Origin of the sequence: Sorangium sp. So ce726, assembly GCF_051521405.1 — a bacterium.
In the GTDB taxonomy this organism is placed as follows: domain Bacteria; phylum Myxococcota_A; class Polyangia; order Polyangiales; family Polyangiaceae; genus Sorangium.
Genome location: NZ_CP150349.1, coordinates 9926443 through 9953276 on the forward strand (window position 1 = coordinate 9926443; position 26834 = coordinate 9953276).

At 68.5% G+C, this 26834-nt stretch carries 27 protein-coding genes; 14 read left to right on the plus strand and 13 right to left on the minus strand.

Annotated elements, in window-relative coordinates:
- The first annotated feature begins 34 nt into the window (after nt 1–34).
- The 7 genes from WME79_RS36955 to WME79_RS36985 all read left to right on the plus strand — a co-directional run bounded on the left by WME79_RS36955 (nt 35) and on the right by WME79_RS36985 (nt 8967).
- Nucleotides 35–325: a hypothetical protein gene (locus WME79_RS36955; protein WP_437524825.1), complete on the plus strand. Its 291-nt coding sequence runs from the start codon at nt 35–37 to the stop codon at nt 323–325.
- Between the two features lie 276 nt (nt 326–601).
- A complete protein-coding gene (locus WME79_RS36960; RefSeq protein WP_437524828.1) occupies nt 602–3016 on the plus strand; it encodes a type VI secretion system Vgr family protein in 2415 nt (804 codons plus the stop codon).
- Nucleotides 3017–3098: 82 nt separating this feature from the next.
- The gene (locus tag WME79_RS36965) at nt 3099–6296 is read left to right on the plus strand and encodes a DUF2169 family type VI secretion system accessory protein (RefSeq protein WP_437524831.1); all 3198 of its coding nucleotides are present in this window, start codon (nt 3099–3101) and stop codon (nt 6294–6296) included.
- On the plus strand, nt 6289–7380 hold the full coding sequence (locus WME79_RS36970; protein WP_437524834.1) for a pentapeptide repeat-containing protein: 1092 nt from the start codon (nt 6289–6291) through the stop codon (nt 7378–7380). The genes WME79_RS36965 and WME79_RS36970 overlap by 8 nt, the downstream gene beginning before the upstream one ends.
- A 7-nt stretch (nt 7381–7387) precedes the next feature.
- The gene (locus tag WME79_RS36975; protein WP_437524836.1) at nt 7388–8038 is read left to right on the plus strand and encodes a DUF3540 domain-containing protein; all 651 of its coding nucleotides are present in this window, start codon (nt 7388–7390) and stop codon (nt 8036–8038) included.
- 6 nt (nt 8039–8044) lie between these two features.
- Nucleotides 8045–8428: a PAAR-like domain-containing protein gene (locus WME79_RS36980; RefSeq protein WP_437524839.1), complete on the plus strand. Its 384-nt coding sequence runs from the start codon at nt 8045–8047 to the stop codon at nt 8426–8428.
- A gap of 68 nt (nt 8429–8496) precedes the next feature.
- Nucleotides 8497–8967 carry a hypothetical protein gene (locus tag WME79_RS36985; protein ID WP_437524841.1) on the plus strand — a complete coding sequence of 157 codons (471 nt, stop codon included), beginning with the start codon at nt 8497–8499 and terminating at the stop codon, nt 8965–8967.
- A 14-nt stretch (nt 8968–8981) separates the two neighbouring features.
- Here the strand turns inward: WME79_RS36985 and WME79_RS36990 are convergent, their stop codons facing one another.
- The 8 genes from WME79_RS36990 to WME79_RS37025 all read right to left on the minus strand — a co-directional run bounded on the left by WME79_RS36990 (nt 8982) and on the right by WME79_RS37025 (nt 17818).
- Nucleotides 8982–10037, minus strand: a complete 1056-nt coding sequence (locus tag WME79_RS36990; protein WP_437524844.1) for a glycosyltransferase family 4 protein — start codon at nt 10035–10037, stop codon at nt 8982–8984.
- On the minus strand, nt 10028–10894 hold the full coding sequence (locus WME79_RS36995; protein WP_437524846.1) for a PIG-L deacetylase family protein: 867 nt from the start codon (nt 10892–10894) through the stop codon (nt 10028–10030). The genes WME79_RS36990 and WME79_RS36995 overlap by 10 nt, the downstream gene beginning before the upstream one ends.
- Nucleotides 10895–11163: 269 nt before the next feature.
- A complete protein-coding gene (locus WME79_RS37000; protein WP_437524849.1) occupies nt 11164–12048 on the minus strand; it encodes a beta-xylosidase in 885 nt (294 codons plus the stop codon).
- Nucleotides 12045–12848: a TIGR04290 family methyltransferase gene (locus WME79_RS37005; RefSeq protein ID WP_437524852.1), complete on the minus strand. Its 804-nt coding sequence runs from the start codon at nt 12846–12848 to the stop codon at nt 12045–12047. The genes WME79_RS37000 and WME79_RS37005 overlap by 4 nt, the downstream gene beginning before the upstream one ends.
- An 11-nt stretch (nt 12849–12859) precedes the next feature.
- A complete protein-coding gene (locus tag WME79_RS37010) occupies nt 12860–13588 on the minus strand; it encodes a sugar phosphate nucleotidyltransferase (protein ID WP_437540013.1) in 729 nt (242 codons plus the stop codon).
- A 40-nt stretch (nt 13589–13628) separates the two neighbouring features.
- Entirely contained in the window at nt 13629–14699 is a 1071-nt protein-coding gene (locus tag WME79_RS37015) for a CgeB family protein (RefSeq protein WP_437524855.1), read from the minus strand.
- 17 nt (nt 14700–14716) lie between these two features.
- The gene (locus WME79_RS37020; protein ID WP_437524858.1) at nt 14717–15679 is read right to left on the minus strand and encodes a DUF4202 family protein; all 963 of its coding nucleotides are present in this window, start codon (nt 15677–15679) and stop codon (nt 14717–14719) included.
- A 345-nt stretch (nt 15680–16024) separates the two neighbouring features.
- Nucleotides 16025–17818 carry an IgGFc-binding protein gene (locus WME79_RS37025; protein WP_437524861.1) on the minus strand — a complete coding sequence of 598 codons (1794 nt, stop codon included), beginning with the start codon at nt 17816–17818 and terminating at the stop codon, nt 16025–16027.
- Nucleotides 17819–18236: 418 nt separating this feature from the next.
- Between WME79_RS37025 and WME79_RS37030 the strand changes: the two genes are divergently transcribed.
- Entirely contained in the window at nt 18237–19370 is a 1134-nt protein-coding gene (locus WME79_RS37030) for an STAS domain-containing protein (protein ID WP_437524863.1), read from the plus strand.
- A gap of 261 nt (nt 19371–19631) precedes the next feature.
- Complete coding sequence (locus WME79_RS37035; RefSeq protein WP_437524865.1) at nt 19632–20093, plus strand: macro domain-containing protein; 462 nt, start codon at nt 19632–19634, stop codon at nt 20091–20093.
- 54 nt (nt 20094–20147) lie between these two features.
- Here the strand turns inward: WME79_RS37035 and WME79_RS37040 are convergent, their stop codons facing one another.
- On the minus strand, nt 20148–20441 hold the full coding sequence (locus WME79_RS37040; protein WP_437524868.1) for a VF530 family DNA-binding protein: 294 nt from the start codon (nt 20439–20441) through the stop codon (nt 20148–20150).
- A gap of 63 nt (nt 20442–20504) precedes the next feature.
- Entirely contained in the window at nt 20505–21257 is a 753-nt protein-coding gene (locus WME79_RS37045; protein ID WP_437524871.1) for a glucose 1-dehydrogenase, read from the minus strand.
- A 123-nt stretch (nt 21258–21380) separates the two neighbouring features.
- Here WME79_RS37045 and WME79_RS37050 point away from each other — a divergent pair, with 123 nt between their 5' ends.
- From WME79_RS37050 to WME79_RS37065, 4 genes are all read left to right on the plus strand, one after another.
- Nucleotides 21381–22295, plus strand: coding sequence for a LysR substrate-binding domain-containing protein (locus WME79_RS37050; protein WP_437524873.1), 915 nt, complete (start codon nt 21381–21383; stop codon nt 22293–22295).
- 32 nt (nt 22296–22327) lie between these two features.
- Nucleotides 22328–22669, plus strand: coding sequence for a MoaD/ThiS family protein (locus WME79_RS37055; protein WP_437524876.1), 342 nt, complete (start codon nt 22328–22330; stop codon nt 22667–22669).
- Nucleotide 22670: 1 nt separating this feature from the next.
- On the plus strand, nt 22671–23846 hold the full coding sequence (locus WME79_RS37060; protein WP_437524878.1) for a WD40/YVTN/BNR-like repeat-containing protein: 1176 nt from the start codon (nt 22671–22673) through the stop codon (nt 23844–23846).
- Nucleotides 23847–23970: 124 nt separating this feature from the next.
- A complete protein-coding gene (locus WME79_RS37065; RefSeq protein ID WP_437524880.1) occupies nt 23971–24111 on the plus strand; it encodes a hypothetical protein in 141 nt (46 codons plus the stop codon).
- 56 nt (nt 24112–24167) lie between these two features.
- Here the strand turns inward: WME79_RS37065 and WME79_RS37070 are convergent, their stop codons facing one another.
- The gene (locus tag WME79_RS37070; RefSeq protein ID WP_437524883.1) at nt 24168–24425 is read right to left on the minus strand and encodes a hypothetical protein; all 258 of its coding nucleotides are present in this window, start codon (nt 24423–24425) and stop codon (nt 24168–24170) included.
- A gap of 61 nt (nt 24426–24486) precedes the next feature.
- Between WME79_RS37070 and WME79_RS37075 the strand changes: the two genes are divergently transcribed.
- Nucleotides 24487–25269 (plus strand): AraC family transcriptional regulator, encoded by a 783-nt coding sequence (locus WME79_RS37075; protein ID WP_437524886.1) that lies wholly within the window; start codon nt 24487–24489, stop codon nt 25267–25269.
- Nucleotides 25270–25294: 25 nt separating this feature from the next.
- Here the strand turns inward: WME79_RS37075 and WME79_RS37080 are convergent, their stop codons facing one another.
- On the minus strand, nt 25295–25816 hold the full coding sequence (locus WME79_RS37080) for a hypothetical protein (RefSeq protein ID WP_437524889.1): 522 nt from the start codon (nt 25814–25816) through the stop codon (nt 25295–25297).
- A 98-nt stretch (nt 25817–25914) separates the two neighbouring features.
- On the minus strand, nt 25915–26817 hold the full coding sequence (locus WME79_RS37085) for a DNA alkylation repair protein (protein ID WP_437524892.1): 903 nt from the start codon (nt 26815–26817) through the stop codon (nt 25915–25917).
- Nucleotides 26818–26834 lie beyond the last annotated feature (17 nt).

Here is a 26834-nt window from a genome sequence, read left to right on the forward strand (position 1 = left end):
GATCCATCGAGCCCGCTACCCTGGAGTCCGTCGGATGAAGATCGTCAAGCCCATGCGCCTCGGGGTGGTGCCGACGGTCTTCATGAACCAGCGCACCCCGCACCTCCTGGTCACCACCTTCGTCGGCTTCTCCTACGACCGACCGGCCCGCCTGCTCGATGAGCCGTCGGTCTGGAAAAATGCACACGCTGCAAACCGCCCCGCTGCTCGGGCACTACCCGTCGGCGCAGGCGCCGGGGTCGGTGTCGCGCATACAGCGGGCAGCGCGGTGGCTCATCCCGTTCGGCGTCGGCTACGACGCCGTCGCGCTGGCGCTCTTCGCTGACGACGCTCGCAGGGCGACCGCTCATTCGAACGTAGAGCGGGCGGTCCGGCGCTCCCGGGGGCGAGCAGGCACAAAGCACCGCCGACAGACGGCGAGGAATGATCGGCGCGAGCAGGGAGTCGTCCAGCGGATGACATTACCTGTAACGAGCCCGTCGCCCCAGCGCCATCGAAAGACAACGACAAGCAGGTAGCTCGCCACACAATCGACACAAATTCCGTCTACACTCGCCAGCGCGTCTTTGCTTGCCGCCGTTTCTCACCCCTGAGGCTCGCCATGCCTGACAATTTTGTCGTCCAATCAAGCGCCCTGCCCTCTTCCACCAAGCTCGTCGCGTTTCATGGCACCGAGGGAATCTCGAAGTTCTATCGCTTCGAGCTCTACCTCGTGATGACCAACGATGCCGGCCAGAGCTTTGATATGGCCGCGGCCGTGGGCCAGCTGGTGAGCATCTCCCTGGAGCGGAGCGACGGCGGCGAGCCCTTCCTTCGAAGCGGCGTCATCGGAAGCATCGAGCTCATCAACGAGTTCGCCGGCCGGTCCGTCTTCCGGGCCACCATGGTCCCGCGCCTCGCCTTGCTGGCCATGTCGTTTCACAGCCGCGTCTTCACCGTGCAGGCCCTCCCGGCGATCCTTCAAGCCGTCCTTCAAAAGGGCGGCGTCACGGACTGCGCCCTCCAGCTCCAGGGCTCCTACAACCCCGAGGAGCATATCTGTCAGTACCGCGAGACCGACTATGCGTTCATCGCCCGGTGGATGGAGCGCGAAGGCATCTATTATTACTTCGAGCATGGGGAGGGCGGCGAGACGCTGGTGCTGGTCGATGACAAGTCGGCCCATCAGCCCCATGGCGGCAAGCCCATTCGTTATTTCCCGCAACCGGGCGGCGCCAACACCGCGAAGGACACCTTCCACGCCTTCACCTGCCGGCATGAGGCCATACCCGGCACGGTCCGCCTCAAGGACTACAACTACGCCACGCCGGCCGTACCGGTCACCGGGCAGGCGTCGGTCAGCCCGAGCGGCGTTGGCGAGGTCAGCGTGTTCGGCGCGCGGTTCTTCTCGGCGGGCGACGGGGCGCGGCTGGCGCGGATCAAGGCCGAGAGCCTCTCCGCGACCGGCGTCGTGTACCAGGCGATGGGCAAGGCAGCGACGGTGGTCCCTGGGTTCACCTTCGAGATCGAGGACCATCCGCGGGCCGCGTTCAACACGAAGTACCTGGCCATCGAGGTCGAGCACTGGTCCAACCAGGCCCCGGACATGCCCGAGCTCCGCGACTTCACGACGTGGACCGAGAACTACCGCATGGAGGCCAAGGCCATCCCCACGACGACGCAGTTCCGCGCGCCGCAGGTCACCGAGTGGCCGCGCATCTACGGCACCGAGATCGCGATCGTCGAGGGCGCGGCGGTCAGCGAGTACGCGCAGATCGACAGCCATGGTCGCTACCGGATCAAGTTCCTCTTCGACGAGAGCGACCTGAGCGGGGGGAAGGCGTCGACCTGGGTCCGGATGCTCCAGCCCCATGGCGGCGGCATCGAGGGCTTCCACTTCCCGCTGCGCGCTGGCGTCGAGGTCATGTGCGCCTTCGAGGGGGGCGATCCTGACCGGCCGGCCATCGTCGGCGTCGCGCCCAACGCGCTCACGCCGAGCCCGGTCACGTCGGGGAACAACACGCGGAACGTGATCCAGACGGGCGGGCGGAACCGGCTCGAGCTCGAAGACCAGGCCGGGCAAGAGCGGGTCACGCTGTCGACGCCTTATGACAACACCTACCTCCGAATGGGGGCGCCCAACGGCGGCGCCTCGTACGAGGTCAAGTCGCAGGGCCACGCTTATGTGTGGATCGGAGGCAGCTCCGAGAACATCGTGACTGGCAACCGAACGGCGATCACCGTGGGCATCTCCGAGAGCGTGATCGGGGGCTTCAGCTTGAGCGCCGTCGGGGGATACGCCGGGAGCTTCATCGCTGGATACTCACAGAACGTGATCTTGGGCTATCGCCACACAACCATCCTTGGCAATGAGAAGACGATCCTCCGCGGCAACCGAAAGACCGCCATCACGGGGAATCGAAGCACGATCATCGGGGGCGACGACACGTACACGCTCGCGGGCGATCGCACCACCACCATCAGGGGCAACAGCGGCTTGCGCGTCTTTGGGAGGCGTGCCACTCGGATCATGGGCCGCGACAGGAGCACGTTCGTCAGTGGGCGAACGACGACGGTCAACGTATCGAACAAGACGACGATCAACGGCACCAGCGAGACCGATGTCACCGGCACGCGACGAACGGACATCACGGGCCGCGCCACGAGCAACTTCCGCGGAGGGCGAGAGACCACGGTTCAGGGCCTGAACGTCACGGATGTCACAGGTCAGAGCATCAGCAAAGTCAAAGGGGGGGTCCGCTCCACGATCAGGGGTTGGAGAAAGAGCACCGTCGTCGGCCCCGCCTCCAGCACGGTGACTGGCCTTTACAAGACCGAAATCGGGTCACGCGTCGAGAAAATCTACGGGACGAAAACTGAGAGGATCGACGGGCTGGCATACAAACGTGCCCCTCTCGAGGTGAAGGAGTTGAAGATGTCGCAACTCAAGGCGAAGGGCTTCAACGCCAAGCTCGAGATCAATCGCATTGCGTCCCAGCTCGACCTCATGAAAGCGGACTTGCACATCGTGAAGTGATCCACCTGCTGCGTGTGGAACAGGCTCGCGCTCACCGCTGAGTCATAGGATCCATTGAGCCCGCTACCCTGGAGTCCGTCGGATGAAAATCGTCAAGCCCATGCGCCTCGGGGTGATGCCCAGGGTCTTCATGAACCAGCGCACCCCGCACCTCGTGGTCACCACGTTCGTCGGCTTCTCCTATGACCGACCGGCCCGCCTGCTCTATGAGCCGTCGGTCTGGAAGATGGTCACCGAGGACCTCGGCGACGATGGCCTCCTCGACGAGTTCAACCCCAAGACCCGGGGCGACCTCCTCGTCACGGGCCGCTGCTATCCGCCGGGGCGCGTCGCTCGCCCCGCGAGCTCGGTCCGCGTCCAGCTCGGACCCATCGACAAGAGCCTCTACGTCATCGGCGACCGAACGTGGGGTCTGCTCGGCATGTCGGATCCGGCGCCTTTCACCGAGATGCCCGTCACCTGGAAAAACGCCTTTGGCGGGAACGGTTTTGCCAGGAACCCGCTGGGCAAGGGCCACGGCGACAAAAGCGCGGCGCTCCCCAACATCGAGTCGCCCAAACACCTCATCCACGCACGCAGCGATTCCCCGACGCCCGCCGGTCTCGACAGCTACGATCTGACCTGGCCCCAGCGGTTCTCCAAGATCGGCACCTACGACGCATCGTGGCGCGACGAGTGCTTCCCTGGCTTCGCGCGGGATATGGACCCGACGCTGTTCAACATGGCGCCGGAAGACCAGCAGATCGACGGCTTCTTCCGGGGCGACGAGGCCTTCGTGGTCGAGAACATGCACCCCGACAAGCCTCGGATCGAGAGCGCCCTTCCCGGGGTCGCGAGCCGATGCTTCGTCTGCCTCAAGACGCGCGACGGCGTGGAGATCCGCGAGCCCACGATGAAGCTCGATACGGTGCGTCTGTTCCCGCACCGCGAACGGGGAGTCGTTCTCTTTCGCGGCGGCATCGAGATCTCCGAGGACGACGCAAAGGACGTGGTGGCCGTGCTGGTCGCCTGCGAAGCCATGGGCGCTCCCAGGCCCGTCGCGTATTACCACGACTACCTGACCCCCCGGCTCGGCCCCCGAAACCCTGATCTCCCGGACGACGAAGATGACGTGCTCATGCCCGAGCCCGAGGATCCGGACGCGCCGCCGCTGCCCGATGACCAGCTCTCCGGGCTTGCGTCAAGGCTGAGGCGGGAAGGGTTTCTGGGAGGTACCCCGGCTCGATCCATCAAGCGCGCGGCCGCCGTTGCGGCCGGCTCCGGTATCGCCGCCACGGGTGTCCACGAAGCCGAAGCCATGGCGGACCCCGATGCCGAACCGACCGAGGCCGATTTCGAGCGGGACCTCGACGTCGAAACGCTCGAGGCCGAGCTCGAGGGGGACCTCGACGTCGAGGCCGCCGAGGCCGAGCTCGCCGAGACGGGGACCGGCCCCGAGCGCCTCGCCGCCGCGGCCGACGAGGACGAGGAAGAGGCGGAGGAAGCCGCGGACGTCCCAGAGGGCACGGAGGAGGAAGTGGAGAGCCCCGCGTGGTCCCAGGCGGACACGGGGGTGAGCCACGAGGAGGACCCGGAGGCCCTCGAGTTTGCGGCCTCGGCGGCGACCCCCGCCCTGGAAGACGACGCCGAGGAGGCCGAAGCGCTTCGCCGGCAGGATGCCCTCATGGAGTGGGGCAAGAAGCAGCTGCGGGACCAGGGCATCGATCCAGAGGCGCACCTCGGCCAGGAAGAACCCTCCGACGATATTGCGTCCCTCGCCGAATCGGACGGATCCGACGAGGCCGCGGTCAGCTTGATCGAGAGCAGGCTCAGCAGCGGGCTGAAGGCGCACGGGGTCGACGTCGGTGCGTTGCTCTCGAAGGCGCGTCAGAACGCCGCCGAGCGTCCGAGCGAGATCAGGATGTCGGAGGTCCGCGAGCGCATGCGGCAGTCGCTGGCGAACGAGGGCTTCACGCCAGAGAAGACCGAAGAGATGGTGTCGTCGCTGGATTGGCAGGCCTTCGAGGACGAGACCCAGGCCGCCGCTGACGCGGACCTCGACGACACCTACAACCTCCCCGACGAGGCGCCCGAGGTTGCCCACGCCCAGCCCGAGGAGCCAGCCGGGGACCCCCTGCCAGAGGACGAGGCCTGGGGCGGTGAGCCTGCGGACGATGATGACCTCGCGTTTGCGGAGGAGCTGGACCAGAAGGCTTCGCGTTTCGGCGAGTGGGGCGACGACGGGCCGCGGTTCGCGCACCTCCTGGCGGCCTCCGCGCCCCTGGGCAGCGAAGAGTCCCTGCGACTTCGCCGCGAGGTGGAAGCCGGGCACAAGGAGGGGCGGAGCTTTGCGGGGTGCGACCTCGCGGGCGCCGACCTCTCTCACCTCAACCTCGAGGGAATCGACCTCGAGGGCGCCAATCTCGAGTCGGCCTTCCTCACCGGGAGCATCTTGCGAAAGGCGAAGCTCACAAGAGCCATCCTGGCGCACGCAAACCTGGAGGCGGCGGATCTCTCGGAGGCCAGGCTCGATGGGGCCAATTTTGGTTCGGCGTGCCTGCGGGACGTGAAGGCCACGGGAGGCGTCGATTTCGGCGAGGCCGTGCTCGTCAAGGCTGATCTCTGGGGAGCGGATTTATCCGGCGCCAACCTCTCGGGGGCTGACCTCTCCGAGGCCAATCTCTGCGACACCAATCTGGAAAACATCGTCGCAGAAAAGGCGATGTTCCAGAGCGTAGACCTCACGGGAACGCGCCTCGTGGGCGCGCGGCTCTCGGAGTGCACCTTCAACGAGGTGAACGTGACCGAGGTCGATTTCACCGGCGTCGATCTGAGCGACGCCACCTTCATCGCCGCCCAGGGCGACCGCGCCATCTTCCGAAACGCGATCGCAAAGGACCTCGCGAGCGTGAAGGGCTCGTCCTTCGCGGGCGCAGACTTCGCCGGCGCGACGCTCACCGGCGCGAACCTGATGGGGACGAACCTTGTTGGCAGCGACTTCTCTGACGCCGACCTGCGCGGCGCGCTGCTCGATGAGGCTGACTTGACGGAGGCGAGCCTGGACCGCGCGAACCTCACCGAAGCCATGCTGACCCGAGCCAACCTCACCAAGGCGTCGCTCTACGCCGCCGACCTGCGGCTGAGCATCATGAACTACGCATGCGTCCGGGGGGCCAGGTTCGTGAAAGCCAACCTGTTTGGCGTGTGCGCCGACCGGATGGTTGGAGATGACGACACGAGCTTTGCCGGCGCCAACCTCAAGCGACTCAGGGTGGTACCGGCCGAGAGGCAGCATGGATAGGGAAGCGCTGTGCGAGCTGATTGAGCAAGGAGAGGTCGTCTCGGAGCTGGACCTGTCGGGCCTCGACCTGTCGGGCCTCGACCTCTCCGGTGGGATCTTCGAGGATGTCCGTTTCACCAACGCCAACCTCGCGGGCGTCAAGGTGCGCGAGGCGATTTTTCACCGCTGTGATCTCACGGGAGCCAACCTGAAGGGACTGGATCTTCACCTTGGCACCGTCATGGACTGTACGCTCGCGGGGGCCGTGCTCGCCGACGCCTCGCTGGTCGGAGCGAGCTTTGCGGGCGTGGACCTCGAATCGGCCGATCTGACCGGAGCGAACCTCTCGTCGGCCACCATCGACCATGCCACGCTCAAGAACGCCCGGTTGGTCCGTGCCAACCTGACCGACGCCAGCCTGTTCCAGGCCGAGGTCGAAGGCGCCGACTTCTCCCAGGCCAACCTGACCAAGGTTGTCTTGTTCCGCCAGGACCTGTCCCAGGCCATCCTCACGGGGATCACCCTCGTGGAGGCGATCCTGATCGAGGTGCAGCTGGGGCCCAAGGACTTCCGGCGAATGGACCTCAGCAGGACGCTGTTCACCAAGGCCGACCTGCACGGTTGCGACTTCTCAGGCGCCACGCTGTCGAACTGTAGCTTCAAGAGCGCCAACCTGACCGGGGCGCGATTGGATGGAGCCATCGCCCAGCAGGCCGACTTTGTCGAAGCGACCCTGATGAACGCGAGCCTCACCCAGGCCGACCTGAGCCAGTCGATCTTTGTCGACGCGCGTGCCAGCGCCGCGAACCTCTCAGGCGCGCGGCTCGAAATGAGCGTCTGGCACCGGGCGATCTGCACGGGGGCCCGCTTCTGCCAGGCAAACCTGATCCATGCAGACCTCTCCCATGCCGACGTGTCTCTCGCCGATTTTTCCGGTGCAACGGTAGCGCGCGCGCGGCTCCATCGTGTGACGGACAAGGACACGATCTGGCCGGTGGACAAGGCGCTGGCCTACGGCGACGACCAGGAGCTCAAGGAAGCAGAAGACTGGCAGGCCAACGTGCTTGGGAGGCCTGCCGGCAGTCAACGCACCCCTCACGGATGAGGAAACCATGCAGAGCGCAGCAAGAACGAGACAATACCAGCGGGAAGCCTACGGCGAACACGGCGCCGTGCTCCGTATCGACAGCTCCGCGTACATCGTCGAGACCGAGCAAGGCGAGGTCCGCGCGAGGCGCGCGACGAGCTGCCTGCTGGAGCCTGCGACCGGAGATCTGGTGCTCCTCACCGCCGTGAATGGCACGCATTACATCCTCGCCGTTCTCGAGCGGGAGGAGGGCGCCCCCTCGCGCCTCGTCGCCGAAGGGGATCTTCAGATCCGTTTGCGGAGCGGCTCGCTGGACCTCGCGGCGCCTGACGGTGTACACGTGGTATCCGGCAAAGACCTCTCGATGGCCGCGTCGACCTTCCGTGTGGAGGCCAAGGAGGGGCACGTCGCGCTGGAGCTGTTCTCGTTCTTCAGCAAGATGGCGCGCGGGGAGGTCGACCGGGCCAAGCTGATCGGCCGGAGCCTCGACTCGGCGCTCGAACGGCTGTCGCAGAGGGTGAAGCGCTCCTACCGCATCGTGGAAGAGGCTGACCATGTGCGCGCGGAGCGCATCGACTATGCGGCGAAGGGCAACCTCGCCATCCACAGCGAGAACGCCAAGATCACCGCGTCGCACGTCGTGAAGATCGATGGCGACCAGATCCAGGTAGGGTGACCGGACATGTTTGCCACGACATCGGGCGGTGGACTCAACTTTGGCATCCCGGACGTCTGCAAGATTCCGCCGAACGTCCCTGTCCCCTTTCCAAACTTTGCATCCAATAGCATGGCGACGGGCGTCGTGTACAAGGTGATTCTGGGGCGCGGTTTCGCCCATACCGTGGGCACCACCATCCCCCTCTCCTCCGGCGATAACCCTGGGGTTCTTGGTGGCGTGGTCTACCCTCGCAACATGGGCCCCCGGAGGCACACCGTCCCCGTTCGCGGGATCATCGTTGGGAACAAACCGCCGTCGCGGCTCAGCGGTCTGGGCCTTCACAACCAGATCAATGTGAACGGGACGACCATCATCCCGGGCCAGTTCAAGGTTCTGTTTCTCAAATGACGGCCGCTCGGTCGTCCGCGAGAGCGCCCCGAGATCCCGCCCTGTTCTGACCGCTGAGGGACACCCACGTGGCCATCGATGAAACTACCCGCATCCGCCTGGGGATCATTCAAAAGAAATACGGCGCTCGCCTGGCCCGGAGCACGAACGGCTCCAACCCGCCGGATCGGCGCCAGGTTTTCATCGATGAATTCCGGCGGATCCTGGCCGACATCTTCGTGCCCACGTTTGAAGCGATCGGCGGTGAGCTCGCCTCGTCAGGCCACGCTTACCGGATCGAGCATGACGTCGGTGAGAAGACCCCCAGCATCGAGTTTCACCTCCTGCTCCGGGGCGTGCCGGCGAACGCGAACAACCTGATCCGCCTCTTCTACAACGCCGAGGCCGCGGGTGATGGAGAGGTGATCGCCGAGGTCAACGTTTACCAGACCTTGACCGAGCTCACGCGGTTTCGGGTGCTGGCTCGGATCAACCGAGAGGTGGCGGAGCAGATGTGCGTGGACGCCATCGAGCACGTCTTCGCCTGCAACGCTCGCTGAGCCGCTCTTCCTCCTCACCCTTCGCGCAGGATCCGGCGGTACGTCTCGAGGTACGCCGCCGCCGTCGCCGCCGCCGAGAAGCGCTCCTCGGCCGCGTGACGGCACGCCGCCGGGTCGAGCCGGTCGACCATCTGCATCGCGTCGGCCATCTCCGCGGCGCCGTCCACAAGGAACCCCGTCCGGCCGTGCTCCACGATCTCCGGCAGCGCGCCGGCGCCGCGCAGGGCGATCACCGGCGTGCCCGAGGCCAGCGCCTCCAGCGCCACGAGCGAGCTGGTCTCCTGCACCAGGCTGGGGACGAGCAGGCACCGCGCCGCCGCGAGCAGGCGGCGCTTCCGGGCGAGGCCCACCGGGCCGATGAAGCGCCGCGCAGGCCCGGGCCCGCGCAGCATCGGCAGCAGGACCTCCTGGAGATACCGCGTGTGCTCCTCGTACCCGAACGCCTGGCCGGCGATGAGCAGCGGCACGCCGGCGCGGACCGAGGCCTCGACGGCGACGTGATAGCCCTTCTCCGGGCAGATCCGGCCCAGCGCGAGGGCGAAGCCGCGCTTGTACCGCCGCGGCCGGTAGTGCTCCAGCCGGACGCCGTTGGGAATGTCGGGCAGGAGCCGCGCCTCCGGCGGACAGGCGCGCCGCTGCGTCGCGGACACGCAGTGGAGGAATGTCCTCGGCCGCTCGAGACAGAACACCGCAGGCGAATAGAAGCTCGGCGGGAGGTGGAGGGTCGCGAGCACCGGCACGCCCGGCTCGGGCAGATAGCGATCGAAATCGACGCCGTGCATGTGGACGAGGTCGATCGGAACCCGATCCAGGGCCAGCGCGATGGCGCTCCGGTGATGGCAAAAGGCCCGCTCCCTGGCCGCCTCGTCGAGGACCGCGCCCGGCGGGGGCGCCGGCGTGGCGACCAGCGTCCCTGCGCACGTGGAGCCCTCCGGGGCGACCACGATCGACCGGTGGCCGCCGCGCGAGAGCGCCTCGTCGAGCATCGAGAGCACCTGCTCGGCGCCGCCGACGGCGTCCGGACCCACGGGCGCGAGCGGATAACCGACGAGCAGGACCGTCAGAGGCACAGCTCACGCTCGAGGCCGAGCAGCGTGAGCGTCTTCGCCGCGAGCCGGCGCCAGCGCGCGCCGTCGATCGGGAAGCCGAGGCGCTCGTACTGGAGCGGGCCCTCGTGCGGGGGCCTGCGGAAATCGTACGCGGGCGCCGGCCGGAAGCGCTCGACCTCCGCGCCGAACGGGGCGAGCACCTCCCGCTGGCTGGCGAAGCAAGCCAGCATGGCGCGCTTCCGCGACGCCTCCATGTCCGAGAGCCGGAGCGCGATCTCGGGGACACCGGGGTGCGCGATGAACTCGCCGGTGAGGAGGCGGCCGCGCGCGGCGTGGTACGACGCCGCCTCGAAGATCAGCGGCGCGGTGACGCCGTTCCAGAGGGCGAGCACCGCGGCCGCGTGGACGGCGAGCGCCGCCGCGTCGTGATCGGGGTGGCCGCCCTCGTAGGGGTGGGTGAACACCACCTCGGGCCGCGTCCGGGCGAACAGCTCGAGGAGCCGCCGGGTGAGGCTCGGCGCCTCCTCGATCGCCTCCTGGTCGACCGCGCCGAGGCACCTGAGCCGCCCCGCAGGCACGTTGCCGACCGACAGCGCGCGGGTCACCTCCTCGCGCCGGAGCGCGGCGTAGCGCTCGCGCCCGATGCCAGCGAGGCCCGCCGGCACGAAGCGCTCGTCGCGGGGCGCCCCGTCGGTCACGTGGACCACCTCGATCGGGCTGAGCCGGCCGATCCGCGCGCCGAGCCCGATGGTCTCGTCGTCCGGATGGGCGAGCACGACGAGACAGCGCGGCGCCCGGCCCGACGAGAGCCACGAGAACGGCGGCCACGCGAGCTCCTGGGCGGAGCGGCCCTGACGGCGCAGCACGGCGAGGTTCACGACAGCACCTCCGCGCGCCTGGTGCGCAGCCCGGTGCGCGGCTCGGGCCGCCCCCCCGGGATGCCGCAGTGCTCCTCGGGTCTTCTCTTTCGCTTCGGCGTGCTCGCGACGTGGGACATGAGCCACCTGGAGTGCATGCGGTCGTCCTGGCGAAAAACGCAGCGATCTCCACACTACCAAACGGCGACGCGGCGCGCCAGACGGCGCGTAAAGCGCGGACAGACGAGCAGACGCGTACCCGCCCCTGGCCATTTACGCATGGCGTCGTCTCATGCGTAGCGTCGCGTCATCCGGGCGCAGAAGTCGGCGAACTCCTCGATCCGCTGCGGAGGGCTCGTGTGGTGGGGCCGGACGCCGGCGTGCTCCGGGGTGAAGCAGTAGGTCAGGGTCACCTCGAACGGCTCGAGCGCCTTCATCTGCCGGTCGAACCAGGCCTCCGCGCCGGGACGGAAGCTGTCGGCCCAGCTGAGGCCCGTGCGGAGGTGGCGCACCCCGAGCTCCTTCAGCCACGCCACCGCGTCGTCGAGCCGGTGGTCCTCGAAGTGGAACCACTGGCACAGACCGAATTCAGGGGTGTACTCCGGGAAGAGCCGGAGCGCGCGCTTGGGCGTCCCGTCCTCGCGGAGCAGGCCCATGTAGAAATGCCGGTAATACGACGAGCCCTCGGCCTCCCGGTGCCGGGTCGTCGCGGGCCACGCGCGCGGCAGATCATACAGGCTGTACCAGTGGAGCCGCTCGACCTTGCCGCGGAGCAGCTCGGCGCTCCGCCGGAGGCCGAACTCCTGCACCTCCTCGGCGCCGAACGTGGAGACGCCGACCTCGGTGATCCAGAGAGGCCTGTCGGTCACCCCGCGGATCTCCTCGAGCTTCGCGGGCCACTCGTGGATCTGCCAGTGATTCCAGTCGAGAGGGAAGCCGTGCACCGCGACCACGTCGATGTGCTCGAGCACGCCCTGCCGCCCCATGTTGGCGATGAACCCCGGATCGATCGGCGAGATGCCGCCCAGCACCCGCAGCAGCCAGTGGCGCTCGCTCCGGATCGCGTCCGCGGCGAGCTTCACCATGGTCCCATACGTCGTCCACTCGGGATCGAGCTCGAAATCCCAGTGCGACTTGTTGTTGGGCTCGTTCCAGAGCATCACCGCCTCGATCACGCCAGCTCTCCCTTCTCGAAAGCTCGCCTCGCCGGGTAGACGGCGCCAGGCGGACGACCGGCGGCCCTCTCGCGCCGGCGGCAGAGATAGACCTCGGGCTCGGGGTGGTTCACGATCTCGAAGCCGGCGCTCCGCAGCATCGCCTCCGCGCAAGCCCGGTTGGGCACCCACCAGTTGGTCGGGTCGTGCGCATAGCTGTGCTCCACGAAATGGAGCCGGGGATAACCCGCCTCGTCGAAGATCTCCTCCTCGGAGAAGGGGAAATCTTCCTCCAGCAGCGCCACCTCCGCGCTGCCGCGCTGCATGCTCTGGAAGATCAGCGTGTGCCCGACCACGTGCTCATGGAGCAGATCGAGCGCCAGGAGCGGGTGGCGGAGGTGGTACAGGACGCCCAGGAAGAGCACGAGATCGAAGCGCTCTCCCAGGCTGCCGACGTCGTACACGGAGAGGTTCCGGAACTCGATGTCTGCCCCGGAGACCTCCGCGGCGAAGCGCGCCTGCGCCAGGTAGTCCTCGTCGCTGTCGATCCCGAGGACGCGCGCCGCCCCGCGCCGCTTCATCTCGAGCGAGTAGAAGCCGGCGTTGCAGCCGATGTCGAGGACCGTCTTGCCCGTGAGATCCGCCGGGACGGCGTCGGCGAAGGCCCTCCATTTGAACGCGGGGTAGTCGCCCAGGAAATGGTCGGGCGCCGTCTTCACCCCGCCGAGATCGAGGTTGTGGAACCACGGCCCGAGCCCGCGCACACGCTCCTGGATCTGCTCCTGCGTCCACTTCGCCGCTCCTCCGACGCACCTCTCCATGGCCCCTCCGTTCACGCAGCGGCGCGGCTGAGGAGCTGGATGGCCTCGTGGTAGCCGTGCAGCGTCCCCACGTCGACGTAGGCCTCCCCGGCCCGCACGGCGCGCGCGCTGCCGCCGCGGGCGAGGTACTCGTTCACCAGCGTCCCGATGTACGGGTCCTCCCGCCCGCGCTCGCACCAGAGGTCGTGGAGCTCCTGCATCACCGCCCCCGTGAGCCTGAAGGCGCCCCAGACCCACCGCGAGCGCGCGTTTCGCTGCTTGACCTGGATCTCGAGCACCCGGCCCTCCTCGTCGGTGACGACCGCGTCGAAGAGCTCCGGATGCTCGACCGGAAAGAGCAGGAACGAGAGCGCCCCGCCGCCGAGCGAGCAGAGCCCGTGCTCCGGGAACCACACCGTGTCGGGGAGCCCCACGAGGACGTCCTCCTCCGGCCGGATCCAGGGGAGCGACCGGAAGATGGCGTCGCAGAGCCCGGCGGCGGCCGGCTGCACGACATAACAGATGTGCGCCGGGCCGACGCTCGCGCCGTAGTACTCGACGATATCGGACTTGCCCGGCGAGATCACCATGCAGAGCCGGGTCGCGCCGGCGAGGACCATCCGGTCGATGAGGTACTCGCTGACCGCGCGCGGCCGCTCCACGTCGCCGTCCCTGCGCGTCCCCACCGGGAGCAGCTCCTTCGAGAACGCGAGCGGCTGGATCCTGCTGCCCAGGCCCGCCGCCGGAATCACTCCCCACATCGCGCCGTCCCTCCGTTTCATGAGCCGACCTCGACTCCGTTCAATGAGCCGAGACCGACTCGAGAATGGTCACGAGCTCCGCCGCGCGGCGCGCCGCGCTGTGCTCCGCGAGCACCCGCTCCCGCGCCGCGCGGGCGATGGCCGCGATCTCGCCCGCCGGGAGCGAGAGCGCCGCGGCCGCCTCGTCCGTGGTCGCCGCCACGAGGATCTCCCTCCCCGGCGTGAAGAACCGGTCGAGCCCCTCCCACCCGTCGCTCAGGATCGGCGTCCCGCAGGCGGCGGCCTCGAAGAGCCTCCCGGAAGGGCAGTAGCCCATCGCCGCCATCGCCCCCCGCGTCACGTTGAGCGTCAGCCGCGAGGAGCAATAGAACGCCGGGTGATCCGGCGGCGCCACGTGGCGCACGTAATAGACGTTCTGCGCCCACGGGAAGTCCTCGGGATAGAGCGAGCCCCCGATGACGAACCGCCTCTCGGGCAGCCTCCTCGCCGCCTCGAGGAAGAGGCGGGAGAGCGCCGCCTGCCGGTCGGCGGCGTACGTGCCGAGGTACGAGAGATCCCCGCGGAAGCCGTCCCGCGGCGGGACCGGGCGGTGCACCGCCGGGTCCGCGCTGCCATAGAGCGGGAACACCCGCCGGGCGCCCAGCTTCGCCTTGAGCTGATCGAGCGCCGCGCCGCCGGTGTAGCTGAGCACGCAATCGAAATCGACGAGGCCTCGAGGGCCGATGTAGCCGACCGGCTGTCCGCCCTGGATGCGATCCAGCGTCACCGGCGTGTCGAGATCGTAGAAGACCTTGAGCGCGCCGGACTCGAGGACCACGTCGGTCGCGGGGCCGCCGTCAGGACAGTACGACGTGACCATCGCCGCGTCGGCCTCGCGGACGGCGCGCCTGGCCTCGGGGAGGACGTCCTCGAACGAGGTGTAGAGCCGGAGCGTGTTGCCGTGCGAGAGCGCGTCCAGATCCCGGTGCGCGGCGTAATACGGGACGTCGCGCTCGAAGAAGGTGACGTGGTGCCCGGCCCGCCCGAGGGCGGAGACGACGCCGCGCCACAGCGTGGCGTGGCCGTTGCCCCAGGACGAGCTGATCGTCAGACCGAAGATGACGAGCCTCATGGCGGAGCGGACCTCCTCTATGCCTGCGTCTCCGGCGCCGGCGCCGGCGGCCTGCCCGGCTCGCCGAGGATCATCGCTTCCACCTCGGGGCGGCAGCGGATCCTCGGCAGGAGCGCCCTTGCCTCGGGCCGGAGGCGGCGAAGCGTGTACGCCACCTTGGCGCGGGTGTGCTCGGGCCCGTAGCAGTCGAGGAACCCGGCGCTGTTCAGCGAGAAGAACGAGAGCGCGTCCGCGTCGTTGAGCAAGGCGAGCTCGGCGTCGTCCCCCGGCCGCTCGTGCGACGCCACCAGGGCGCCGATCCGGTCGAGGACCTCCGGCGCGAGCCCGACGCCGGCGAGCGCGGCGCGCGTCAGGGCCGCGCCGCGCCGCGCGTGCTCGTCCTTGAACGCCTGGTAGTCCGGGGCCCGGTGCTCTCTCCGGACGTCCGCCTCGGAGACGAGCCGCTCCACGTCGTGGAAGAGCGCCGCCGCCTGGACGGCGACGCCGGCGCGCGGATCGAGGCGGAGCATCCATTGCCAGACGTCGATCGCATGATCGTAATCGGCGCGGACGAGCGGCCTGTCGAGGTCGTGGAGCTCCCGGTGCCGCCCGAGGACCCGGGCGAAGGCCGCGGTCGCGGAGGCAAGGTTCCTCCTGCGGATGAAGCGCTGGCAGCGTGTGAGGACCTCGTAGGCGGCGCGCGCGGCGCCCGCTCGCTCGAGCCCCTCGATCCGGAGGTCGAAGAGGCCGCCGGCGTCGAGCGCGTGCAGGCGGGTGTCGAGCGCCCACAGGTCGAGCGCCGACGCGCGCCACGCGCGGGCGTCGACGACAGCGTGGAGCGCCCCTCCGGACGGGCCGGGCGCGCCGCTCTCCACCTCCACGCCAGGGAACTCCCTGGAGAGCGCCGCCCTCTCGGACGGGGAGAGGAGCTGCGTCCCGCAGATCGAGGGTCCATCGCTGCTCGAAGAGGGGCCGTCAATGAGGATCAGGCGCTTGAGCATGAGCGTGGGCTCTCCGGTCCGCCACGGGGATGGAGCTCGGCACAGCTTCCGCGCGCGGCTGCCGCGGACGAACCGGGATCGCAGGTAGGGAACCTATCGCCGTGGTCCTCACCGCACCATCGCGGAAATTCCGTAGAGCAACGTAGGGAAAGAAATGAGCGCGAGACATGGGATCGCCGTAGCCGAGCCAGCCGCGGCTATCGCCCTCGACGCTCCGCCGCGAGCCCCGGCGTCCGCTCCGCGGCCGCCCTGCCACGACGGCCGTACCGGGTCCGCCTGGGCTGTGCGCGCGCCGCCTGGGGTCGCCCGGGCGTGGCCCGCAGCCCCTGAACCCGCGTGTCCTGCTCACTGCGGAAGCTCGGGAGGGATGACGACCGGGTTGATCGCTCGAACGCTCGCGCCGGCCGGGTAAGCGTAGCTGTTGTGGTTGAAGGGCACCTCCGAGCCCCAGCCCCACACGGTCACGCTGAACGGGCCATCGCTGTACGCCTCGTGTTTGCCGTTGCTGCACCCCTCCTGGCTCTGAAAGTTGTTCCGCGCGAGATCGCGCCAGGTCACCTCGTACTGTCCTGCGCTGTCCACGGGCGTCCACCCCGAGAGCGCCCCGGCGCAGTCGAGCACGACGTCGTGGAATACGCCGTCAGCCCCCTTCTTGCGCACGAACACGAGGTTCGTCTCCGGGTAGGTCGGATCTGTGAAGAAGAGATACCGCGACAGGTACTGCCCCGCCGGGACCACGTTGACGAACTCGGGATCCCCGGCATTCTGGAACGCCGCGCCGCCCGTCATGTAGGTCGAGACGTAGAACGGGTGCTCGTCATCCTGGCTCTTGACGACGAACGGCGTGCTGGACCGGACAACGAAGCTCTTCCCCTTGTCCACCGTGGCCTGGGCGCCGGGCGGCGGCGCTGGATCCCACGAGAGGGTCGTGCCGTCGACGGCCCCGGTGATGCGCGTCGGAGGCGTCTCGTCCTGACCCTGCACGCGGTTTCTGTAACGCGCATAGACGTACTCGCTGCCGAGCGCGCGCACCGGCGGGATCTGCTCGTGCGCGCTGTCGGCATACCCCTGATCGATGTTGATGCCGGTCTGCTCCGCCCACACCCCGATCGGCTTGTTCGCGCTGATGATGCTGCCGAGCAGGTCCTCTTGCTGCTCGAGCCTGAGCACTTGCCCCTTCCGGAGCGCGAAGTGCGCCGGCTGGCCCTTCGGCGCGGCGGGGACGCCCTTCCCTGGCTGGAGCTCCACGGTCGGGTTGATGACGACGTCCGTGTCGTCGGACGAGGCCACGATCGACAACGCTGGTGCCCCCTCGTTCTCGCCGAAGGGCCACGGCGTGATGGCGATGTAATTGGTGTCCCATGTCGATGTGGGCAGGAGCATCGTGGCGTCGGCGATCGCGGAGGAGCCGCCGCTGAACGGCATGATGTCGTAGACGACGATCGGGACCGACGCGACGAGGCGGAGCGCCGTGGCGGTGTTGTCGGTGCTCCACGCCGGGTCGTTCCACGCCGAGGCGGCCGGATCCATCTCGGCCACCTCGATGGGGTAGCCGCAGCCCGAGATGTCGCCGCGCATGAAGGGGTTGCCTCGCAGAAACACGATCCCCACCTCGCCCGGCTGGATCGTCCCCCCTGCGCCGATGGGCGTCAGGGTGAGGCTCGGCCCGCTGCCCTCGGGCGTATACGTGTACTTCGAGAGATCGATCGTCTCGCCGCCGACGTCGCCCGCCAGGGAGACCGGCCCGCTCCACGTGTTGGCGACGAAGAGGGTAAAACATTCTCCCGACGCCGCCGGGACGTGGGCGAAGAACTCGCACCCGACGGAGCTCTTGGCGGCGGCCGCCGCGTCGCACGCGGCGATGCACGCGCCGTTCGAACATCCCTCCGAGGGCCCGCACGCCTTCACCGGATTGCCGTTGCAGTCCACGACGGAGTGCATGTCCGCCGAGCACGCTGGCGGTACGCTGCCGCAGCTCGATCCCGCCGCTGCCGAGTCGACGAGGGAGCCGAAGCCGCCGATCCCCGAATCAGGCCCTCTCCCGCCGCTCCCACCGCCGCCACCCCCGCTGCCGCCGCCGGTCCCTCCTGGGTGGGTCGTCGCGGCGGCTTGCTCGGGTTGACTGCAGCCAACGACCATGGCGACCGCGGCGACGCACAGCGCTGCACCGCAGATCCCTCCACGCCGAGGTCCCCGGATCGCTCCAGATCTCGCGGGTGCCCGGATGACGATCGCTCGGCGTCGCAAGGCTGCTCGCGTGTGGATTTCTACTGGGCAAGAAACTTCTTTTTGAAGGGAGAGAGAGAACAGGTCCATCCATCAGGTATGCGAAATCGCAACACACGCAACGACAGAGAGCGGCCTCCGCATCGGCGCTCTTCCCCATGGCGGCAGATCAAGGAGGGCAAGGCGGCATGTTTCCAGACGGCGCGGGAGCTGGCCCAGGAGGGGGGCAGCGCGGCCAGGTGTGCCTGCCGCCGTTGTAGGCCGAATTTATGAGAAGCATCACACAGCGGACCGGCTCCCATTGCGCGCCGCAGCCCGGTAAGCGAGTGTGATGCGGATGCAGCTTGCGCAGCGCCTGGCCGGGCTTGAGCTGTCGGCCATCCCCGTGTGGGTCCTCGACGTGGACCGCTGGCGGGTCTGCTGGGTGAACGAGGCCGGCCTGGAGCTGTGGCGGGCGCAGGAGCGCGACGAGCTGTTCGCGCGCGACTTCTCGACGGTGCCCGCGCGGGTCCAGACGCGCATCCAGGCGCTCGCCGCGAAGCTGCGCGAGGGGGGCGTCGTGCGCGAGAGCTGGACGTTCTACCCGCACGGGGTGCCAGTGACGGTGACGCTTCACACCTCGAGCGTGGAGCTCGATGACGGGCGATTCGCGATCTTGAACCAGGCGCTTCCCACGGAGGGAGCGCCTGAGCCGGAGCTCGTCCGAGGCATCGAGGCGCTGCGCCACACCTCCGTGATGATCGCGTTCGTCGACCCGAGCGGAGACCTCCTGATGCAGAACCCAGCGGCTCTGCGGGCGTTCGGCCGCACGAGGGCGTGGAGCGCCTGGCTGAGCGAGCCGGGCGAGGCGGACGCGATGCTCAGGGCGGCGCTGGACGGCGACGTCGTGGAGAGAGAGATGCTCACCCGCACCGTGGATGGGGAGCGCCTGCACGCGGTCGAGGGGCGAGCGGTGCGTGATCCCGTGACGGGCGCCATGGGGGTCTTGTTCCATCACACGGACGAAACGGCGCGGATAGGCGCGGAGCGCTCCGCCGAGGAGCGCGGCCGCCTGCTGGAGGAGCTGAACGCGACGTTAGCGCTCGTCGAGCAGCAGCGCGGTGAGATCCTCGCCCTCTCCGCGCCCATCCTGGACGTGGGCGCGCGCGCGCTGGCGCTGCCGATCATCGGGGCGCTGAACCGAGAGCGGAGCGCGGAGATCGCGGCGCGGCTCCTGCCTGCGATCGCCGGCTCCGGGGTCGACCGCGTGATCCTCGATATGACCGGCGCCGCGGCGCTCGATGAGGCCGGCGCCAGGCACCTGCTCGAGATGGTAGGAGCCATCCGGCTGCTCGGCGCACGCGCCATGATCACGGGCATCCAGCCCGAGTTGGCCCGCACCCTGGTGGCATCGGGCTTTGACGGGACCGGCATCACCATCGTGGGATCCATCGCCCAGGGCCTCTCGCGTTCCAGGAAGCGTTGAGTTGGGGCCACCGTCGTGCTCCGGCCAGGCGCCCGGCCTCGTCCTGACGCACGAGGCGATCGGCCGGCTGCTCGGGCTGGAGGAAGAGGCCGCGCGCTGGAGCGAGCACGACCGGCTCGTACGGGGGTGCCGGTGCGGACGTACCGGGTGGGCCGGAACGGCGCGCCTGAGGTGGCGGGGGCATAGGCGGCTCCTCGCCTCGCGTTCGCGGGCCTGTCGGCTTCTCACGAAGCTGCCCGCGGCAGTGCTAGGGTGCCCCGCGTGCCGACGATCTTCACCAAGGGCGATCTCCTCAACACCCCGGATCTTCACGCGTACGCGCATGGCGTGAGCTGCGTGGGCCAGATGGACACGGGGATCTCCGTGGCGTTCAAGAAGCGCTGGCCGGGCCTGCTCCCGGCGTTCGAGCAGCGGAGCGCAGAGCGGAAGCTCCAGCTCGGGGAGGCCTTCGTCTGGAGCGAGGGCAGCGACACGGTGTACACCCTCGCGATCCAGGAGAACGCGACGAAGAGGCCCTCGCTCGCCGCGCTCGAGCGCTCGCTCGCCGCGATGGTGACGCACGCCGCCGGGGCGGGGATCGTGCGGATCGGCGTACCGCGCGTGGGCGCCGGCAAGACCGGCCTCGAGTGGCTGCGCGTCAAGAGCATCCTCGTCAAGGTCGCCAACGACAAGCCGGTCACGCTCGTGGTCTACGAGCAGTTCGTGCGCGCCACGGGCGCCTGACTCCAGCGTTGGAGGAAGTGATGCGCACCCGCGGCATCCGCTCGAGCGGGCCGGTCACGGGCTGGGCTTGGCTTTGTCCCGCAGGTAGAGAGCCTCCACCTGCTGCCGGGCCCACGGGGTCCGTCGCAGGAAGTGCAGGCTCGATTTGATGCTGGGATCGTACTTGAAGCAGCGAATGTTGATCAGGCGTCCGAGCTGCTCCCAGCCATGCTGCGCGACCAGGTGCTCGAGGATCATCTGGAGCGTGACACCGTGAAGAGGATTGTCGGGCTGGGGCTGCGTCATATCGATGCTCTGGGGGCGGTCGCCCCGGAGGGCCAGCGTCAGCCCGCGGTGTAGCACCTTCACTCCACGTCGTCAGGCCTGGCTCTTGCGCGGCCTCGGCGGCGATAGGCGCCCGGCGCCGAGCGCTCAGACCTGCGCCATGCCGCCGTCGACGAAGAGCTCGGTTCCGTTGGTGAAGCTGCTGTCATCGGAGGCGAGGAAGACGGCGGCCTTGGCCACCTCTTCCGGCAAGCCGAGCCGCCCGAGGGGGATGCTGGCGACGAGGCTCGCCTTGATCTGCTGCGCCTGCTCCTCGGTCGCGCCAAGCCCGTGCAGCCCTGGGGTGTCGATCGGCCCCGGGCTGATCACGTTGACGCGGATGCCGCGGTCCTTCAGGTCGAGCGCCCAGGTGCGCGCGAAGCTCCGCACCGCGGCCTTGGTCGCGCTGTAGACGCTGAACGCGGGGGATCCGGTGGAGGCCGTCGTCGAGCCGTTGAGGAGGATCGACGCCCCGTCGCGCAGCAGCGGCAGCGCCTTCTGGACCGTGAACAGCATCCCCTTGACGTTGATGGCGAAGGTCTTGTCGAAATGCTCCTCGGTGATCGCGCCGAGCGGGGCGAACTCGCCGCCGCCGGCGTTGGCGAACAGGACGTCGATGGGGGCGCCTTGCTGCTTCACCACCTCGAAGAGGCGATCGAGATCGGCGAGGCTGGAGACGTCGCCCCGGACGCCGGTGGCCCTCTCGCCGATCTCCTTCACGGCCGCGTCGAGCTCCGCCTGCCGCCGCCCGGTGATGAAGACGCGCGCGCCCTCCGCCGCGAACCGCTTCGCCGTCGCGAGGCCGATCCCCGTGGTGCCGCCTGTGACGATCGCTATCTTCCCCTGGAGTTTGTTGCTCATGGTGTCCGTCCTTGATCGCGGCGCTCAACGTCGCCGGCCCCCTGGAGTTAGAGCCGAAGCGGAGGGCGGCCAGCCGGCGATCGTGGCACGCTGCGTTCTGCTCACAGAACGAAGAGATCACCGATGCAGGACCTGAACGACTTCTTCTTCTTCGCCGAGGTCGTGGCGAACGGCGGGTTCGCGAAGGCGGGGCGCGCGCTGCGGCAGCCGAAATCGAAGCTCAGCCGGCGGATAGCGCAGCTCGAGGCGCGGCTCGGCGTTCGCCTCATCGAGCGCTCGTCCCGCCGCTTCAGCGTCACCGAGGTGGGCCAGGCGTTCTATGAGCGCTGCCGATCCGTCATGAGCGAGGTGGCGCTGGCGGAGGCTATCGTCGCCGAGGCGCAAGGCGAGCCGCAGGGGCTCGTCCGACTGAGCTGCCCCACGGGCATGATGGAGCTGGTCGGGCCCATCCTGCCCTCTTTCATGGAGCGCTACCCGCGTGTCGCCCTGCAGGTCATCCCCACCAATCGACCCGTCGATCTGATCGAGGAGCGAATCGACATCGCGCTTCGGGTGCGCACAAAGCTCGGCACCGACGCCACGCTCACCCGGAAGACGCTCGCGAAGAGCCGCCGGTTCCTCGTCGCGAGCCCCGCCCTCGCGCGTCGCCTGGGCGGCGCGCCGGGGATCGCCGCGCTCGCCTCCGTACCGACCCTCAGCCAGAGCGAGCAGGCCGGCGAAGATGCGTGGGAGCTCGTCGGGCCCGACGGGCAAACGCAGGTCGTGCATCACGCGCCGCGCCTCTCGTGCGGCGATTTCGCCGCCCTGCGAGAGGCGGCCATCGCAGGGTTGGGCGTGGCGTTGTTACCCGATCACATCGCTGCGGCGGACTTGAGGTCTGGCAAGCTCATCCGCGTCTTCCCCGAGTGGTACGTGACCGAGGGCATCGTCCACATCGTGTTCACCTCGCGCCGCGGCTTACCGCCCGCGGTCCGGGCGCTGATCGAGCACCTCGCGAGCCACATCCATGACGACGTGATGAAGGAGGGTATCGACTGAGAAAACATCAGGGCTCTGCGTGTGGCTGCGTCGTGCCTGCCGACCTGGTGAAACCAATTGACGCGCGGCAAACTCGGGAATACGATAAGCCCACCATGCCGTCTGTCCACCTGACGCGCCACCTCTACACCTTCTTCCCGCACCTCGAAGGTCAACACCTCATCGTCGAGGCGTCGACAGCGGGTGAGGTCGTAGCGGCCCTGGAGAGGCTCGCGCCCGGCATCGGCTTCTACATCTGCGACGAGCGCGGCCGCTTGCGGACGCACGTCAACATCTTCGTCGGCAAGCAGATGATCCGCGACCGTAAGGGGCTCACAGACGCAGTCGCTGCCGATGACGAGGTCCACATTCTGCAAGCGTTGAGCGGAGGGTGAAATGGCAAGCCGTATTCTGGTAGGCACGCGAAAAGGCACGTTTATCGTCGAACAACAGAACGGCTCGTGGAAGCCGCGCCTCGCGGGCCATGCCGGCGGCGGCGTCAACTATGTCGCGCGTGATCCCTACACGGGCAAGCTCTGGGCGCTGCTCGGCTTCGGCCATTGGGGGGCCAAGCTGTCCGTCTCGACGGATGAAGGCGAGACCTGGAATGACAACACCGCCCAGATCAAATATCCCGAGGGCGCTCGCTACATCGGCCAGGACATGTACGAAGACGCCGGCAGCGATTTCGGCGTCGGCATCAAGATCGTCACGCGCCCGGCCACGGTACAAAAGCTCTGGATCATCGGCTTCGGCCCGGGTGGCGCGGTCTACGTGGGCACCATTCCGGGTGGCTTGTTCGTCAGCCGCGACGGCGGCGGCTCCTTCGAGCTCAACCGGCCGCTCTGGAACCACGAATCACGCGGCGGCGACCTGTTCACAGGCGAGGGCAAAGGCGAGACGAAATGGTTTGGCACGCCGGCCTCCGAGGGTGGCGAGTTCGCCCCGGGCATTCACTCCATCGTGGTGGACCCGCGTGACCCGAAGCGAATGTTCGTCGCCGTGTCCACGGCGGGCGTCATCGAAACAGCGGACGGTGGAGAGACCTGGCAACCGCGCAACAACGGCATGCGGCTCGATCACACGCCCGAACCAGACGCCGAGTGGGGCCACGATACGCATTACATCGAGCAATGCGAGGGCGATCCCGACCATATCTGGCAGCAGAATCACGTTGGGATCTACTACAGCAGCGACGGCGCAAAGAGCTGGCGCAAGGTGAGCCGCCCTGAGCAAGGCGTGCATTTCGGCTTCCCCATCACAGCGGACGCGAGGGACGGACGCACGGCGTGGGTCGTCCCCGGCAAGTCGGACATGCAGCGAATCACCGTCGACGGCGCGCTCTTCGTGGCTCGCACGAAGGACGGCGGTGAGACCTGGGAGCAACTCCGCCGGGGTTTGCCCCAGGAGCAAGCCTACGACGTCATCTACCGCCATGCGCTCGCCAACAAAGACGGCACTGTGGCGTTCGGTACCACCACGGGCAATCTCTACGTGAGCGATGACGGCGGAGAGGGTTGGACGCCCGTCGCCAATAACCTGCCGCCGATCTATTCAGTACGCATGGCGTGATAGGTTGGTTGGCCAGGAAAAGCGGTATCCAAATAGATCCCGCTTCCGCTTCACAGGGCCTCCCGGCGCCGTCCTCCTGACGACCAGCGTCGCGGCCAATCGCCGGAACGGTCCGGAGCAGTGCTTGCAGATCGCCCATGAGCGCGCGCCCGACGGCTTCGACCGTATCGAGGACGTCTTCGCCCCCGGCGAGCTGGAGGCCATCGCCGCCCGCTACAGGGCGCTGACCGGCCTGAAGCGCGCCTCGGAGCTCCTCGTGCGCTGACAAGCTCCCCCGGCGCGCGCACGGGTTTCGTCCAGCGCACTCGTCTCCCGCGGGACCTACCGCGCGCCGTCGAGCGGCGTCCGCTCGACGAAGGCACGCAGCTCGGCGTCGCGAATCTCGAGCACCGCGAACAGGCCGAGGGCACGGAGCGCCGGGAGCGCGTCGATGATGTCGCGCTCCGCGGCAGCGCGCGTGTGCGGGTCGGCGAAGAGGCGGGCGTTGATCAGGAACGCTGCGACCGAGCCCTTACGGACGGTGACACCGTTGATCTCGGCCTGGTTGACGTCGTCGGGGAGGATGTCCTGAGCTCTCATGCGTTCAACGTAGGCCGCGCACGCTGGCGTCGCTGCGCGCGCGCGGCCAAGCTGTACGCCGTTGGCGCCAACCCGACCGTTCATCGATGCCGAGCGGGCGCGCTCGGCCTGCCCCCCGCTCCTCGTCGCGGTGACGCGCGACGGCGACGAACCTCGCACCACGCCAGCGCACCGGCACGCGCGCGGCCAGCTGCTCGGCGCGACGCGCGGGCTGATCACCGTGGGCGCAGAGCGCAACCGCTGGGTCGTGCCGGCGACCCACGCGGCGTGGATTCCACCCCACCACGAGCACTCGCTCGAATCGCACGGCCCATTCGCCGGCTGGAGCGTCTACGTCGCCGAGCCCGCGTGCGCGGATCTGCCGCCGGAGCCGTGCATCGTGCGCACGTCGGGGCTGCTGCGCGAGGCGGTCGCGCGCGTGTCGACCTGGCCGGAGCTCGCGCCGCTCAGCGCGCCGGAGCTGCGGCTCGTCGCCGTTCTTTGCGACGAGATCGGCTCGCTTCCCCGCGAGGACTTCGGGCTGCCGATGCCCACCGACCCGCCCCTCTTGCGGATCGCGCGCGCCCTCCTCGCCGACCTCGCCGACAACCGCCGCCTCGAAGCCTGGGCGAGGTGGGCTGGCGTCTCGGCACGCACGCTGACACGCCGCTTCCCGGAAGAGACCGGCTTCAGCTTCAGCGAGTGGCGGCAGCGCGCCCGCCTCTTGCGTGCCCTCGAGCTGCTCGCCGCGCACACGCCGGTCACCGCCATCGCTATCGACCTCGGCTACGAGACCGTGAGCGCCTTCAGCGCCCTGTTCCGCCGCACCTTCGGCGCTCCCCCGACGAAGTACTTCCGTACGTAGCGTTGTGGCGCCCTGAGGGCCGCGCTCACCTCAGCGTGAGTGTTGCGGTCGCCAGCGTGGTCCCCTCGGCAGTGCGCACGACGCCCGAAAGCGTGCGCGGACAGCTCGAGAAAGATTTCACCAGCACGGAAGCTGTGTAGCGCGTGGGCTCCCCGGGGTTTCCCGGTCGGAACGAGGTCATGTAGTGGGCCAGTCCCTCGAACTCGAGGAGACCCGCTGGGTGCGTCCCCCCGTGGCCGAAGGTCAGGACCTGACCGTCCGCAACGAGCTCGACGATCAGCCCGAAGGTGCGGCTCGTCGGCCCCCCGGAAGGCTTGAAGAAGGGGAAGGCCACGGCGTAGCGGATGAAGAGGTCCACCGGGCCCGCGGGCGGCGCCGCGACGGTCAGCGTGAAGGGGCCCGCGCCGTGGAGCGTCGCGCTGGCAATGCCGGGCTTGCCGGCGCCCAGCCGCGAGTGAGCAAGGTAGAGCCCCACGGCGAGCAGGGCGACCGCAGCGATCACTGCGGCCAGGATGAAAGCGAGCGGCGAACCGTCGGCGAAGCTCATCGAACGCCTTGCTAACCTTCGTCGGGCGTCGGGTCAACGAGCGGGGGTTCAACCTGTCGGGTGACCCGTCCCCATCCTGGAGCAGGGTGATCGCCACCCTAGCGGGGCGCCGCGCGCTTCGACGCCTTGGGCAGCGCCGCTGCAAGCTCCCGCGATGCGTCCTTTCCGATCCATCGCGCTGAAGGCTGCGGGGACTGGGCGAGACGAGCGGCGACGGCGACGGCGGCGCCTTGGAGCGAAGCATTGCGCTTTCCGATCGCTCGAAGCGCCATGCTCACGGCCTTCTTGACGAAGTTCCTGTCATCGCCGGCTTCACGCTCGATGAGCCCGAGCGCGTCGACGAACTGCTGGTCCTTCGCGCGCTTGTCGTGGAGAGCAAGACTCCAGAGCAGCGCGAACGCCGCTCGCTTCTCGAATTCCCCCTTTTTACGGCTCCACTGCTCGACCTTCGCCCACGCGTGCGGCGTGCGATCGAAGAGGTTGAAGCTCAGGGTGTCGCAGTAGGCCCAGTTGTCGAACTCCTTACACCACCGATCCATCTGCTCGGCCGTGAGCGCGGAGGGGTCCGCCACGAACGACGTCAACATCCGCGCCTCGTACCAGCCGGTCTCCCAGAGCGCCAAAGCAAGCTCGTGGTTGTGCCCGAGCTTCTTGCCTAGCGCCTTCATGTCCTTCATCGCGACGCCAAACGCCTTGTCCGACGGGATGGCGTAGCGCGACATGCCGTCCAGCGTTGCTTTCGTGCTGTGAGCCTTCAGCCACTCGAGGACCCACTGCACTTGCTCCTCGAGCGACGGTTCCGGCGCCTTTGCTTTCTTCATCTCCGCTCCTCGTTCTTTATAGCACCTCGCCTGCGGTGGCGTGCCGTTCGTTGCGCGGGCGATGTTCAGGAGCGACATCTCCGACCACCTCGGTCCCACGATCTGCGCGCCGACGGGCGGCCCGTCCTCGTCTTGCCCGGCCGGCGCGACGAGCGCAGGAGGCCCCGCGACGTTCGCCATCGCCAGCAACATCGCAC